General features: G+C 45.7%; 11 protein-coding genes and 3 tRNA genes. 12 read left to right on the top strand and 2 right to left on the bottom strand.

Annotated features, from left to right (window positions below):
• Window positions 1–31: 31 nt before the first annotated feature.
• On the top strand, window positions 32–1,933 hold the full coding sequence (locus H511_RS0117220) for a TRAP transporter permease (protein ID WP_027253427.1): 1,902 nt from the start codon (window positions 32–34) through the stop codon (window positions 1,931–1,933).
• A 57-nt stretch (window positions 1,934–1,990) separates the two neighbouring features.
• Here H511_RS0117220 and H511_RS0117215 read toward each other — a convergent pair whose 3' ends face one another.
• Window positions 1,991–2,566, bottom strand: a complete 576-nt coding sequence (locus H511_RS0117215) for a UPF0149 family protein (RefSeq protein WP_027253426.1) — start codon at window positions 2,564–2,566, stop codon at window positions 1,991–1,993.
• Window positions 2,567–2,813: 247 nt separating this feature from the next.
• Here H511_RS0117215 and H511_RS0117210 point away from each other — a divergent pair.
• From H511_RS0117210 to H511_RS0117190, 3 genes are all read left to right on the top strand, one after another.
• A tRNA-Ser gene (locus H511_RS0117210) sits at window positions 2,814–2,901 on the top strand.
• Window positions 2,902–3,566: 665 nt separating this feature from the next.
• Entirely contained in the window at window positions 3,567–5,399 is a 1,833-nt protein-coding gene (locus H511_RS0117200; protein WP_027253425.1) for a M4 family metallopeptidase, read from the top strand.
• 670 nt (window positions 5,400–6,069) lie between these two features.
• A complete protein-coding gene (locus H511_RS0117190) occupies window positions 6,070–6,513 on the top strand; it encodes an L-alanine exporter AlaE (RefSeq protein ID WP_027253423.1) in 444 nt (147 codons plus the stop codon).
• A gap of 64 nt (window positions 6,514–6,577) precedes the next feature.
• On the opposite strand, the gene mscM is transcribed toward H511_RS0117190, so the two are convergent.
• Window positions 6,578–9,895 (bottom strand): miniconductance mechanosensitive channel MscM, encoded by a 3,318-nt coding sequence (gene mscM, locus H511_RS0117185; RefSeq protein ID WP_027253422.1) that lies wholly within the window; start codon window positions 9,893–9,895, stop codon window positions 6,578–6,580.
• 199 nt (window positions 9,896–10,094) lie between these two features.
• Here mscM and H511_RS0117180 point away from each other — a divergent pair.
• The 8 genes from H511_RS0117180 (at window position 10,095) to H511_RS23735 (ending at window position 14,414) form a co-directional block, all read left to right on the top strand.
• Window positions 10,095–10,182: transfer RNA gene (locus H511_RS0117180), tRNA-Ser, on the top strand.
• 6 nt (window positions 10,183–10,188) lie between these two features.
• Window positions 10,189–10,279: transfer RNA gene (locus H511_RS0117175), tRNA-Ser, on the top strand.
• 166 nt (window positions 10,280–10,445) lie between these two features.
• Window positions 10,446–10,790, top strand: a complete 345-nt coding sequence (locus tag H511_RS24700; RefSeq protein WP_155804930.1) for a hypothetical protein — start codon at window positions 10,446–10,448, stop codon at window positions 10,788–10,790.
• 295 nt (window positions 10,791–11,085) lie between these two features.
• Window positions 11,086–11,748, top strand: a complete 663-nt coding sequence (locus H511_RS0117165; RefSeq protein WP_027253420.1) for a LuxR C-terminal-related transcriptional regulator — start codon at window positions 11,086–11,088, stop codon at window positions 11,746–11,748.
• On the top strand, window positions 11,745–12,239 hold the full coding sequence (locus H511_RS0117160; protein WP_027253419.1) for a curli production assembly/transport protein CsgE: 495 nt from the start codon (window positions 11,745–11,747) through the stop codon (window positions 12,237–12,239). Before H511_RS0117165 ends, H511_RS0117160 begins: the two co-directional genes overlap by 4 nt.
• Before the next feature lie 11 nt (window positions 12,240–12,250).
• Window positions 12,251–12,658, top strand: a complete 408-nt coding sequence (locus H511_RS0117155) for a curli assembly protein CsgF (RefSeq protein WP_081669319.1) — start codon at window positions 12,251–12,253, stop codon at window positions 12,656–12,658.
• 10 nt (window positions 12,659–12,668) lie between these two features.
• Window positions 12,669–13,505, top strand: coding sequence for a CsgG/HfaB family protein (locus H511_RS0117150; RefSeq protein WP_027253417.1), 837 nt, complete (start codon window positions 12,669–12,671; stop codon window positions 13,503–13,505).
• Between the two features lie 348 nt (window positions 13,506–13,853).
• Complete coding sequence (locus H511_RS23735; RefSeq protein ID WP_051288300.1) at window positions 13,854–14,414, top strand: hypothetical protein; 561 nt, start codon at window positions 13,854–13,856, stop codon at window positions 14,412–14,414.
• Window positions 14,415–14,425: the final 11 nt, after the last annotated feature.

Here is a 14,425-nt window from a genome sequence, read left to right as displayed (position 1 = left end):
CTCTCGGCCCTTGTGCTGAATGGGAGTATTTATGTCAACGACAGCCACGGCCCGGCAGGGGCAAAAGCTTGCCGATATGCTGATGAAAATAGCCGCTATAGCGGCTATCGTTTTGTCTGCCTTTCAGATTTGGCAAGGGGTGACTGCAGAATTAGCGGCGCCTGTTTTTCGTCCGGTACACTTAAGCTGGATTCTGGTGTTAGTGTTTCTCACTCAGCCATTAATCAAACAGAGCCATTCTTTGGCTTTATATCTGGCGGCACGTAGTGTCGATTTTGTGTTGTCGGCTGCCACCATCTGGGCAACCTGGCACATTGTTCAGTTTGATTATGACGATATCAGTTTTTTACTGGATGGGCTGAAAGGGTCAGACCAACTGGCCGGGCTGATCACTATCGTTGCCTTACTGGAAGCGACCCGGCGATCTGTCGGCATGGTGATGGTGGTGATAGCGGCGGTCTTTATCACTTATGCGCTGTTTGGTGATGCCTTACCTTCAGGTATCGCCAGCAAAGGGTTTGCACTGGAAGAGCTGATCCGATTCCATATTTTTTCCACCAACGGGGTATACGGCGCGCCTTTAGCGATTGCGGCCGGGGTAGTGTTTATTTTCGTGCTGTTCGGTGCTTTTCTGCAGGTGACCGGCGCCGGGCAATTTTTCATCGATATTGCTTTTGCTGTTGCCGGTAAATACCGCGGGGGCCCGGCAAAAGCCAGTGTGATCGCGTCGGCGGCGTTAGGCTCTATTTCCGGCTCTGCGATTGCCAACACGGTGACCACCGGCTCGTTAACGATTCCGATGATGAAAAAGCTGGGCTACAAACCTGAGCAAGCTGCCGGTATTGAAGCCGCTGCATCCACTGGGGGGCAGATCATGCCGCCTGTGATGGGGGCGGGCGCCTTTGTCATGGCGCAGTTTACCGGGATCCCTTATAGCGAAATATTGCTGGTGTCGATTGCACCTGCGGTTTTGTATTTTGCCTGCACGCTGCTGTATGTTCACCTGATGGCCTGCAAGCTGGGGCTGGAAGGGATGGATGTCAAAGCAGGTGTGCGTGAAGTACTGACCAACGGCTGGCACTTCCTTGCGCCATTGATTCTGGTCACTGCACTGCTGATGATGAGTTACTCGCCGGAACTGGTCGGCATTGCCGGGTGCGTCGCTGTCCTGGTTTCCGCCTTGTGCCGCAAATCCAGCCGTGTCAGCCTGCGCCAGGTGCTGGAAGGCATGAAAGAGGGGGCATTGATGGCACTGCCGATTTCAGTGGCCTGCGCAACGGCCGGTATTGTCGTTGGTGTTGTCGGGCAAACCGGTATTGGCCTGCAGTTCACCCAGTTTCTGCTGGCGCTGTCCGGCGGTCACTTATGGTCGGCACTTCTGCTGATTGCACTGGCGGCGGTGGTTCTGGGTATGGGCTTGCCGGTTACAGCCGCGTACATAGTGTTGTCCGTAATGGCGGTGCCGGCACTCAATGATTTCGGTTTGCCAATTCTGACGGCCCACATGATTGTTTTCTGGCTGTCACAGACTTCTAATGTCACGCCACCTATCGCTCTGGCGGCCTTTGCCGGTGCCGGTATTGCGAATGCATCGCCGATGCGATCCGCGGTGCAGGCGTTTAAACTGGCTCAGGGCTTTTTCCTGATCCCTGCGATGATGGCATTTTCCGGGCTGATCCTGGGCAATGGAGACACACTGCATTTTGTGATTGGCATTGCAACGACGGCAGGGCTGATTATCGCTTTTGCGGGGGGGATTGAGGGGCGGTTGATTAATCCGCTCAATAAGCCGTTCAGAGTGGTATTGCTGGCATTGGCACTGATTATTCTGTTCATGGATGACTCGGCCAGGTTAGCCGCGTTAGTGGCTGTCATCGGGATAGTCGTGGTCAACACTAAGGTAAGCCGGCAGAAGGCGGAAGTGACCCACTGACGCTGGTTGCCAGTCAGTGTAATCAGCCGGGCAGAAGTGGCTGCCCGGCGGTTGGTATCATTGGTTTTCGGTAAGCTGTTGTGCGCGCTGAGTGAGGCCGCACAGCATGGGAGGGATGGCTTTGAATATTTCTTCAAATTGTGCCAGCCCTTCGGCGCCTTGCTCAGATAAGGCGGCCATTGCACTTTCCGGATCATACAGCAGGCTGACAGAAAGCAGCACGCCGCCCAGCAGGGCATTGTCCTGGCTGTTTTCCGGCATAATGGTTTCCCAGTCATCCCGCGCCAATTGCCAGCCCTGTAATACGCCTTCGGCAAATTCACGGGTGGCTGGTGTGATCAATTCTTTGTCATCCAACTCGCAGCCTTCCGGCCATTCCCAGCTATTGGACAACAAGGCCTGACGCGCTTCGTTCCATATCTGAACGATGGCGTTGGCATAATTTTCCAACTCTTGATGACTGGTAAATGGCGAGGTTTCATCACCACCCCACAGGTACGCCAGCCATTCAGCCGGATCCAGTAAATGAGGAGCCGCCGCCATTGCCGTTACAAAGCCGCGGGTTTGATACTCAGACAGTAAATGCTGACTGAGTTCAGGGTCTTGCAAAATTGCCGAAAGTTGCGCAGACATTATCAGTTTCTCTTTCAAATGGGCAGGCACGCTGTTCCGGCGCCTGTGAGCAGAATAACGGTATTGTAGCAGGCAGAGCCAGAAGACATAGCCTTGTGACGGGGAAACATGAAAAAAGGGAGGTGTGAGCCTGACAATGCTGCAAAAGTATCCACTTGATTGATAATGTGATGATTTGGGTTGACCTCGGCCAGGGGCAACACTATAGTTACGCCCCGTTGCTGAGCAAGCGCAGTAACCAAAATTAGGTGAGGTGTCCGAGTGGCTGAAGGAGCACGCCTGGAAAGTGTGTATACGGCAACGTATCGAGGGTTCGAATCCCTCCCTCACCGCCACATTCAGAAAAGACCCGTTGAGCAATCAGCGGGTCTTTTTGTATTTTACTGATCTGAATATCTGCATTACTTATAAACCAGAAATATTAAGAATTGCCTTCATTATTTCATTCCTGACTCAGTCTTTATTCATGAATCGTTATTCCTTTTGTATTGAAAATTTAAAATAGCGCCGTTAATTCTAAATGGCAGCGAACTGATTTATTCACGAAATACTCATTTCTAATTTGGCAGTTAAGCAATTTTATGAGTGATAAATATTTGCGAGTCACTATTCATTTTATATTTATCCGTTACATTCAATATTACATCTGCATTATATTTGTAAATTAGCAAGATCTAATTTGTAAATTTTCATATACAACCTATAACATTTCAACATATTGATTTTATTTGATATTAGAGTAATAACTCTTACTTACTGTCATTTTTGTTATTTGAATGTTAACTTTTTTGTACATTCTATTATTGGTTTTTTATTGGTTTTGTTTGCAAAGTATTGAAATGCTGAGCCAAAGTTGAATCGCTTTCTTGAAAAGCATACATGTGTGTAACAGAGCTGAAACAAGAGGTTCTCAGAAGTTAGGCGATAAAACATTTGTAGTATGAATGGTTTGTTGGTTGAGATGCGCAGGACAGCTCACTAAAATCTCTAGGAATGAGTAATGAAAACAAACAAACAACAAGCATTGGCTGTATTGACACTAGGTTCACTTTTCACCTTGCCGGCTATGGCTGCAGAAATGGTTGACGTCACCGATTCGGCTGTTCTGGAACAAGGGTTAATGGCACGTTCACTGACACCATTAAATAACAGTTTTAAAGCGGTTAAATCGGTCACTTTACCAAATGGCAAACAAAAGGTCCGCTATCAGCAGCTATATAAAGGATTGCCCGTTTATAATACTGCTGTAGTGGCAACAACAAGTAATAAAGGCCTGACTCAGGTTCATGGCCGGATGGCGCAAAATGTAGAGCAAGACCTGCCATTAATTCAGGCAGGCATTGATGAAAAACAAGCACTGAATATTGCTAAATCACACCATGCTTCTTTACATTCTCCGCAATTAACCGGTGAACTGCCACTTGAAAATGAACAAGTGACGCTGATGGTTCGTCTGGATGAAAACAATCTGGCCGAGCTGGTTTACCAGGTGAGTTTCTTTGTTGCTTCGGATGAGCCATCCCGGCCTTACTTCTTCATTGATGCCAACACAGGTGATGTGCTGGATACCTGGGACAGCATCGCCCATATTCAGGCACCAGGCTCTGGCCCTGGTGGTAACACTAAGACCGGGCAATACCAGTTTGGTGTGGATTTCCCGAATTTCATGGTGGAGAAAAACGGTACCACCTGTACCATGAATACCAGTGCAGTAAAAACCGTCGATCTGAATGGGGCGACGTCAGGTTATAACGCCTTCAGCTATAACTGTCCGACAGACAGCAATGCCAATAGCCACAAACAGATCAATGGCGCCTATTCACCGCTCAATGATGCTCACTACTTCGGTCAGGTTGTCTTTGATATGTATAAAGACTGGCTGGATACGGCACCGTTAACCTTCCAGCTGACAATGCGTGTGCATTACGGCTCCCAATATGAAAACGCCTTCTGGGACGGCAGCGCCATGACCTTTGGTGACGGTTATTCAACCTTCTATCCTTTGGTCGATATCAATGTCAGCGCCCATGAAGTCAGCCATGGCTTTACTGAGCAGAACTCAGGTCTGGAATACCGCAACATGTCTGGTGGTATTAATGAAGCCTTCTCTGATATTGCCGGTGAAGCGGCTGAATTCTATATGCGCGGCAGCGTGGACTGGGTAGTAGGAAGCGATATTTTCAAACAGTCCGGTGGTTTACGTTATTTTGATCAGCCATCCAAAGACGGTCGCTCAATCGATCATGCATCGCAATACACATCGGGCCTGAATGTGCATTATTCAAGCGGTGTATTCAACCGTGCGTACTACTTGCTGGCGAATAAATCCGGTTGGGATGCCCGTAAAGGTTTCGAAGTTTTTGCAGTAGCTAACCAGCTGTACTGGACTGCCAACTCTGACTTTGACCAGGGGGGTTGTGGTGTTGTTAAAGCAACGCAGGATCTGGGCTATAACACTGCCGATGTTGTCGATGCTTTCAATACTGTCGGTGTTAATGCTGCTTGCGGGGTAACACCACCAACGGGTGATATCTTAGAGAAAGGTAAGCCTATCAGTGGTCTTTCCGGTAACAGAAGCAGTGAACTTCACTACACATTCACTGTGCCAGCATCAGTATCAAGTGCTTCTGTAAGCATTACTGGTGGTTCAGGCGATGCCGACTTGTATGTGAAAGCCGGCAGCAAACCCACCACGACTTCATGGGATTGTCGTCCATATGTCGGCGGGAATAATGAAACCTGTAATGTCGCCGTTTCTTCTGGCCAGACTTACTACGTGATGCTGCGTGGCTACAGCAACTTCTCAGGCGTGACACTGAGCCTGAACTATTAAGCCGCGTTCAACGCGACCAACCGGAAGGGAGCCTTGTGCTCCCTTTTTCTTTGCTGCGAACTTGGTCATGAAATGTAATTAAATTTCATTTTTGTAGATATATCTCTTTTGTGTCCCTGTGTCTTCGCGATAAAAACCTGCAGCTTTATCTTCCTTTGGCATAATCTTCAGTCATGACCCAGTAAAGTGCACCTTATGCGTACGATTTTTGGCAAACTTGACAGTGTTAATTGCCTGTTAGATGTAACTGGCAAGTTTGTTAACCTATAAGTGAATGAAAATATTATAAAAATAGCGTATGAAAAGTGATGTGATGATTGGGGTGGGTTTTTATATAAATAAACCGAATCTTAGCGATAAGCTGTGTTTATCAACTGACAAACTGAGCTTACCGGCCACTTTTGTGCCAGAAAACATGCAGAAAAGCCGGACAACAGAAGGCGAGAAATACCTGAGTAGCACGTCAGTAGTGCGCATGTAGCTAAAGATGCGGCTTTGATCACGATTATTGGTTGTAAATAGACAACATTAATATTAATACAGTGAGATATTTTACCTGAAAGTTGGTTTAATATGACGAATGACTGGTTGTATGTGGTGATTCTGGTCATATGGTCTTTTTGAATCGCCTATGTTGGCTTTTATCTCTGGTTAATGGTTCGGAGCGGCAGTGAAAGAACAATTTAATGTGCGCAATGCGGCAGCAGACACTTTTGCAATGGTGGTGTTCTGCTTTATCACAGGCATGATGATCGAAGTGTTTATCTCAGGGATGACCTTCCAGCAGTCGCTGGCTTCCCGAACATTGTCAATTCCGGTTAACATCGCCATTGCCTGGCCTTACGGCGTCTTTCGCGACTGGATGATCCGTCAGGGCGCAAAACTGAGCCCGTCGGGCCGGATGAAATTCGTCTCAGATATGCTGGCTTACGTGCTATTCCAGTCGCCTGTTTATGCCGCTATCCTTTGGTTTGTGGGGGCAGAGCCCGAGCAAATTATGACAGCGGTAGCAACTAATGCGCTGGTAAGCGGTGTGCTGGGTGGCGTCTATGGCCAGTTTCTTGAAGTTTGCCGTCGTATGTTCAGGGTACCAGGTTACTACCAGCAGGCTTAACACCGCCAGTTATAGCGTCTTTACTGAGAGGCAGTCCAATGGACTGCCTTTTTCGTTGCTGTCGCTAGCGGCTCAAAGGGTGGCGCTGCTGCTTCTTGATGGCAATTTCAAGTTGAGGGTGCGCAATACTGATATCGTGTGCCAGGAACTTACGTTTGATCCGGCTGTGGAGATCATGAGTGAGGCTGAGCCGGTGGCCGGTTTCTGCGGCATAAGCCCGCACTTCAAAATTTTGCGCATCTGCGGTAATACTCAGGAAAAACACTTCGGGTTCAGGATTGTCCAGCACCAGTTCACATTCATCTGCCGCTTCAAATAACAGCCGGGTCACCAATTCAGTATCAGCCAGATATTTCACACTGATAGCTATGGTTACCCGGGTAATAGAATCCGATAACGACCAGTTGACAAATTGCTCTGTCACAAAGGCTTTGTTCGGCACGATGACTTCTTTTCTGTCCCAGTCGACAATGGTGGTTGCCCGCGTATTAATTTTTGCCACAATCCCGGTAAGATCACGGATAGTGACCGTATCACCTATCCGGATGGGCTTCTCAAACAGTACGATCAAGCCTGAGATAAAATTGGCGAAAATCTCCTGCAAACCAAAACCCAGACCGACACCCAGCGCCGCAATCAACCATTGCATTTTCGACCATTCAAAACCTATCAATGCCGAGCCAATAATGATGCCAAAGAAAATGGCCAGATAGCGGGTGAGGGATGTAATCGCATAGCCGGTTCCCGGGCTCAGGCTGATGTGTTGCAGTACCAGCAGCTCCATTGCACCGGGTAAATCACGGGCCAGAATCGCAGTCAGCCAGAGTGCCAGAATGGCGAGCAGCACACTTTTCAGCGTGATATGGCTAAGTTGTTCTATCCCGTCGATATTGGCATTGACATCCCAGAGTGTAATGTCTTCCAGGAAGCTGGTGGCCTGGTATAAATCTGATGACAAGAGAGCGAGAATAAACAGGTATATCAGCAGCAACAGCGAGCGCAAAAGCCGCAGCGATTGCGCACTGATGACATCCAGATCGACTTCTGGCTCTTCAATTTCAATTTGCAGCTCACTGCTGGTTGACTCCTCTTTGCCCTCGAGCAATTCCGCTCTGCGTTGCGCTAATATTTCCTGACGTTTTGCTTTTGCCCGCTCGAAAGCCAGTCTGCGTCGCTGAATCAGCATAAGGCGCTTGATCAGGTAATACACCAAGAGGGTAAACACGCCCAGCACTGCAGCATATTCGAGTTTGGACATCAGCTGTTGTGCTGAGCCCAGATAACCCAGCAGAGCAAAATAGTTAAGCGCTTGCGGTAATAAAATCAGCAGCCACCAGAATAAATGATGGCCAAGGTGTAAATGGCCTTGGGGTAAATCCCGGTATGTCATAGGAATACGCTCATTGGCCATTTTCCACAGAAAGTAACTGATGGCTAAGTTACTGATGATAAAAGCAAGCCGTCCCAGGGTGGCGTTCACATCAATATCGTTGTAATAGAAGGCAAAGTTCTGGATCACCATCATAGGGAGGTATATCCAGATCAATCGACGATAATGGCCGAAGCAGCGCATGACCAGGTTGGGTTGCCAGTCAAAATGTTTGATGAGCAGACCGTCCGGCCGCACCAGCTCTCTCATGAAACAGTACATGACCAGCGGCAATGGCAGCGCAAGGGCCTGACCTAAGTGATGGATAAAAGGTAATTGCCAAAGCGCACTTAGCAGAGCGCCAATGACGGCGACAACCAGTGGTGCCGGCCAGGCAAACAGACCGGAGAAGATGACATTGATGGTACTGAAGCTGAACCTGTCTTTGGTGACTTTGCCTATATACTGACTGGTTTCTTGTAAATATTTCTTCCAGCGTGCACGGCTCCAGCTGAGGGCGATGATCAGCAGTGCGACAATGATCAGACAGAAAGCCAGTAGCACAGGATCGGCAACCAAAGGGACTTTGAGTAAACCCAGCCAGTGCGTCGGTGAAAAAAACCACTGTAATTTCTCCAGTGTGTCGGTGGCTAATTTCAGACTGAATGCATTAGTGTCCGGGGCCAGGAACAGCAAGCGTGCCGCTCTGTTTTTCAGGTTATTCAGTGATGAGTCCAGCTTGTCATAAGCGACTTTTAAGGTCGCTTGCTGATAAATCAGGATGTCACTGCTGTCTATCAGCTTTTCTAGCAAAGACAGATTGTTCTGAATAAGCTCTGATTGCTGGGTTTGCTGATCTTCAGACAGGGTTCTTTCCGGCGCTGACTTTGCGCTTTCTGTGAGATCTTCAAACCGTTGCTGGTATTCATATTTACGGATCTGATTTTGAGCGATGTTATTGTCGAGTTCTGACATATCCGGCGGATCTGGCAGTCTCTTGAGCCGCGTACGCATGTTTTCACTGAAAGCAGGGCTGAGGGAGAGCCACTCGGCCATGTTATTCAGATCCTCAGCCGTTTTTACCACTTGTTCTGATTGCTGGTCGGCTTTTTCCTGTTGCAGCTGAACCTGATCCAGCTGATCTGACAGCGAGGACAACACACGGGCATAGCGACGGTTTTCTTCACTGAGCTGTTTCAGTTCAGGGGGAAGATCGACCAGCTCTTGTACCAGTTCATCGGTATCGACGGCAGATTGTTCGGCATCGGTTCGGAGTAGCCGGTTCAGCATTAATTGCAGATTGTTACGGTAAGCCTGTCTGGCTTCTATTTCTATATTGACCAGCTGGAGTTTTTGTTTACTGAGTGTGCGACGATTATCGCCGGTCAGTTGTTCGGCTTCGAGGGCTGACAACTGGGTGTCATAAAACGCATACTCAATGTTATGAACCAGCAAGAGCGGGTTATCGCGATCTCTTTCTGCCTGTTTGCGGGCTTTATCAGCACTATCTATTTGTTGGCGCAGTTGCTCGACCCGTTTAGGAAACGCTTCAATACTGCGCTCTATGTCTTCAATCTCGTTGCGATAGTTGTGTCGTTGTAATTCAAGCTGCTCTAACTTGTTGTCCTGCTCCGCTATTTCAAGTGTCAGCTGATCCTGGCCCCACTGGCTGAAGTCAGGAAAGGTTGAGGCATTAAAGTCACTGATTTGCGTTTTTATGGTTTCTGTTTGTTCATTGAAGTTATCAAGTAGCTGCTGATTCTTTTCGATTTGCGTTTTATAGGTTTCCGTTTTTTGCAATTGATCCTGCGCCTGAAGCAGTTTCTCCAGTAATTTCTCATTCTCAGGCGTTGTCCCCAGCTCCTTGGCCAGCGCAATCTGTTTGTCCAGTGCTTCACTGTAATCGGACGTTTGCTGTGTGGTGGCGGCGGAATCTGACTCTTCACTGGCGTAGCAGGGAAAGACGGTGATCAATAAGACTAACGAGAGTACGAATACGGTGAGATTGCGCATAGTGAAGTGGTAAGACTCAAATAAGAATTATCTTACAAGTGTAGAAATAAGCGTGTGTTAGGCCTAAGAAAAAACCGATTTGATCTTTTGATCATCGCTTGCGATAAGAAAGTACAACAAATTGGGAAAAAACCTTGACCCAATTAGCACAAGTCAGTAAATTAGCCGCCGTCGACGCGACAGGCGTTGGCAACAATTTGGTGAGGTGTCCGAGTGGCTGAAGGAGCACGCCTGGAAAGTGTGTATACGGCAACGTATCGAGGGTTCGAATCCCTCCCTCACCGCCACATTCAGGAGAGATGGCTGAGTGGTTGAAAGCACCGGTCTTGAAAACCGGCATACGTTAATAGCGTATCTAGGGTTCAAATCCCTATCTCTCCGCCACATTCGAAAGCCTCGTCATCGACGGGGCTTTTTTTATTGGGTTTCAGATGATGTTTCCCGGGATTTGAAAATCCCTCTATACCTTGTTCTGGCTCCGTCACATTCGAAGAAACCGCTGAACTGTCAGCGGTTTTTTTTCGCCTGAACCTTGGCAAGATGAGATAGGGTGAAGAAGCCTGGACGGGGGCGGACGGCGAGTCTTCAGCCGAGCGAAGCGAGACCACGTTGCCTTCAGGCAACGCCCGAAGGGCGCGAGCTTGCGAGCGATAAATCCCTTGCCTGCCTGATGCAAGACAAGCAGCCCAATAGACTAAAATACAGCGACAGCCCTTCTGGATTACTTTTACATCCATCATCTTTCTTATTCAATGTAATCATCAATCCGGTTAACTCTGTTGCCATATACTCCCTGATGAATATTGAGCCGATTTATCTCAGATTAAACCTGCCTAAAAAGACAAACGTAAAAAATATTGACACATGGTTTTCTGATAAAAATGTTTATTTATAAAAATACTTTATCAACTATCTAATTTAACTGAACAATTGAAAATTAATACTTAAGTTTACTACCAAACTAAACTTCCAGTGCTAAAAATAAGAAGGTGAATTTTTATATAACTTTATTGATATTTGAAAGGCAATTAAGTATCAGGATTAAAATGTAAGACCAATTGTAACTTCATGTTTTTAAAAGGTTAACTTTAAGCAACTTTCACGATGACTTTATTGTTTGTTATTTTTTTGACGTGAACTAAAGTTAACTTTATTAAAACGCTAATATAATAATGAAAGGACGAGTAGGGATGTCTAGAAAATCATACACTAGATTGGCATTAGTGTCGGACGAGAGTATTCAGTCTTCTATTCTGAAAGAGTACCTGGTAAAGAAGCTTACATTTTCCATAAACTGTATAAAGCTGGATGAAATCAGCAAGTTATCAGCTAAACATATAGAAGAGACATTGTTCATTTTAGATTCTGCCAGTATCACGCCAAAGTCGAGTGAAAAGTACCTGAGTATCATGGCTGATAAAGAGGTAATACCTTCTGAAATTCTGATCAATGTATGCACTGATATTAAGGTCGATGAGCTTAAGCGATGGCCGAACCTGGTGGGGGTCTTTTATACCAGTGATTCACTGGAGCTGTTATCTGAGGGGCTGCTGAAGATACAAAGTGGTGAGCTGTGGTTTAGTCGTAAGTTATGCCAGGAACTGATTTCTGAATACCGGAGTACTCAAGCTAATATCCCAAAATTGAGTGTGGAGTTAACGACAAGAGAAAAAGAAATTATGCAACTTTTGGTCTCAGGCGCCTCAAATTTGCAAATTGCTGAGTCCTTGTTCGTAAGTGAAAATACAGTCAAAACACATCTTCATAATGTGTTTAAAAAAATCAAAGTCAAGAACCGCCTGCAGGCGTTTATGTGGGCTAAGAATCATACATTTAATAGCTTATTATCATGAAACTACCATATTTTATGCTTGTATACCTAGTCATTGTGTTTCCTGCGGTGAGTGCGGACAAGGGTGATTCGATAGAGTCATCAAAGCCGATTGAGAATGGACCGTCATTGGAAAATGATGAGCCGCTCGAACTCCAGGACCGATTGGAATCGTTAGATAGTTTACGAGAAATTGATGGTGTAGTGATCGACAGAACAATGACTCGATTAGGTGAAGAGTTTTATTCTCTCTTTGCACAAAAATTAGAAGACCAACTGGACGAGCTAAAAGAGAATATTTCTGTGAAGGAAAGGCCGACAGCGTTATCAGGCAGTATTATCACTGTTTTCCATCGGCAGAATATTATCTACCGAACGGCTTTGTCTCCAGGCAGAAAAAATATTGAAGAGAAAACGGATCAGGCTGTTTCAGCGGTTAAGAATTATGTATTGAGATGGCGGATAGAAAGGTATTTAAAAGATACTTTTGATATTGACTACGACGAAATTTAAGAGGTCAGCACATGAAAGGGAAGGTATGTTGTTTATTGTTTATGAGTTTCTGGACAATTGATGTCTCAGCAACCGAACTGATTTATACACCGGTGAACCCTAATTTTGGCGGTAGCCCATTAAATGGTAGTTATTTATTAGCTGGAGCTAATGCCATTAATGATTATAAACCGCCACAAGAAGATCGTTTACTGGGTGAAGACGAAAGCAGTATACAAAGGCTGGCGGCAAATCTGGAGTCCCGGTTAATCGGTCAGCTACTTTCCGATGTAGGTAACGGAAATACAGGACAACTCAGTACGGATGATTTTCTGTTGAATATAGTCGACAATAATGGTGCTTTGATGATTCAAGTCACTGATAAGGCAACAGGCGAAACATCTACTATACAAGTTAGTGGCTTAGTGCCTGATATGTAAGGAGACGATCATGAGACTTATTGCCTTATTGTGTTCTACATTAATCTTAGGGGGTTGCTCTCAGTCTATGAGTATTCCGGCACCTAAAGATGAGCCAACACTGATGCCAAGAGGGGCGACCTATTTAGATTTAACCTCTTTGCCCTTACCCCGAGGTCCGGTTTACGTGTCGGTTTATGATTTCCGGGACCAAACCGGCCAGTACAAGCCCCAGCCTAACAGCAACTTCTCTACTGCGGTTCCGCAAGGGGGAGCGGCAATGTTAACAACAGCGCTGCTCAATTCTAAGTGGTTTATCCCCTTAGAGCGGGAAGGGCTTCAGAATTTGCTCACTGAGCGAAAGATTATTCGCGCCGCTCAGAGTAAACATGAGACACCGAAAAATCACGGTAATCACCTTCCTTCTTTGATGGCGGCCAATATTATGGTTGAAGGTGGAATCATCGCTTACGATACCAATATCCAGACTGGCGGAGCAGGTGCGAGGTATTTGGGGATAGGGCTATCTTCTCAGTACCGCACAGATCAGGTGACGGTGAATGTCAGGGCGGTGGATATCCGCAGTGGTCGCATTTTGTTGAGTGTCACAACCAGCAAGACCATTCTGTCTCAGGAACTGCAAACCGGTATTTTTAAATTTATAGATTATAAAGATCTCTTAGAAGCTGAGTTAGGGATTACAACCAATGAGCCTGTCAATGTTGCTGTAATGTCGGCGATAGATTCTGCCGTAATACAAATGGTTGTGGATGGGATAAAGACAAATCTCTGGAAACTTAGAAATCCTTCAGATATGTCCAATCCTGTTATTCAAAAATATGCGGGAACTACTCAGCCAATCATTTAAAATCTAAAATCAATACATTTCTTTCTCTCCAGGCCTTTTGTTGCTGTTTATGTTATGGCAATCATCTGTACAAGATGATTGTCTTTTTTTATTAACTATTTAAATTATTCTGACAGTGATTATTATTGTCCAACTGATGATTCAGGTATGGCTCTGCTGCGTCTTTCAACTTAGTCCTTATGTATGTATCTGATTTCTTTCTTATGTTTTAATTTTATTGGTGAGTTATATAGTAATAAAGTGCTAGCAAAAAAATAGATACAATCATCATAAAGTTCATAGGAAATAGATAAATAAATACCATAATGAAATTACAAACAAGGCAAGGTGATTTCGAGGGTTGCAGCAATGAAGTATCAATTTTCAAATAATTCGAATGCGGTGGCCTTAATAGGTGTTATGTTAAGTTTTCCTGTTCTTGCAAGTGATTTGGCAAGGAATGAATTAAGCAGGGTCTCTGAGTTGTCTGATGACTTTAATAATGCGGCAAGAGTTGAATTAAGAAATGCGTATGATAGTTCAGCGAGAATTAACCAAACGCATTTATTTGGTTCAGGTAACAAAGCATTAGTCCGACAGTCAGGTTATAACAATAACGCCAATGTTGACCAGATTGGAGGGGGGAACCTCTCTTATATCGAACAAAATGGTAATGATAATTATGCTGCCATTTATCAGGCCGGGTGGAATAACGAAGGCGCAATTATACAAAATGGCAATCAGAATCGTGCGGTACTTTCCCAAACGGGAATAGGGCTTAGCGAAACCATCAACCAGGATGGTGATGGTAATGTGGCTTACGTCATTGACAAGCCAAATGTGAATTACTCTGGTTTTAATATCAATCAATCAGGTAATGAGCAAATACTAATAGTCAACGGAATGAATAAACAAATAACAGTCCATTAACACAATGTAAG

The organism is Photobacterium halotolerans DSM 18316 (assembly GCF_000425165.1).
Lineage (GTDB): Bacteria > Pseudomonadota > Gammaproteobacteria > Enterobacterales > Vibrionaceae > Photobacterium > Photobacterium halotolerans.
This window is presented reverse-complemented; position numbering and strand designations above follow the sequence as displayed.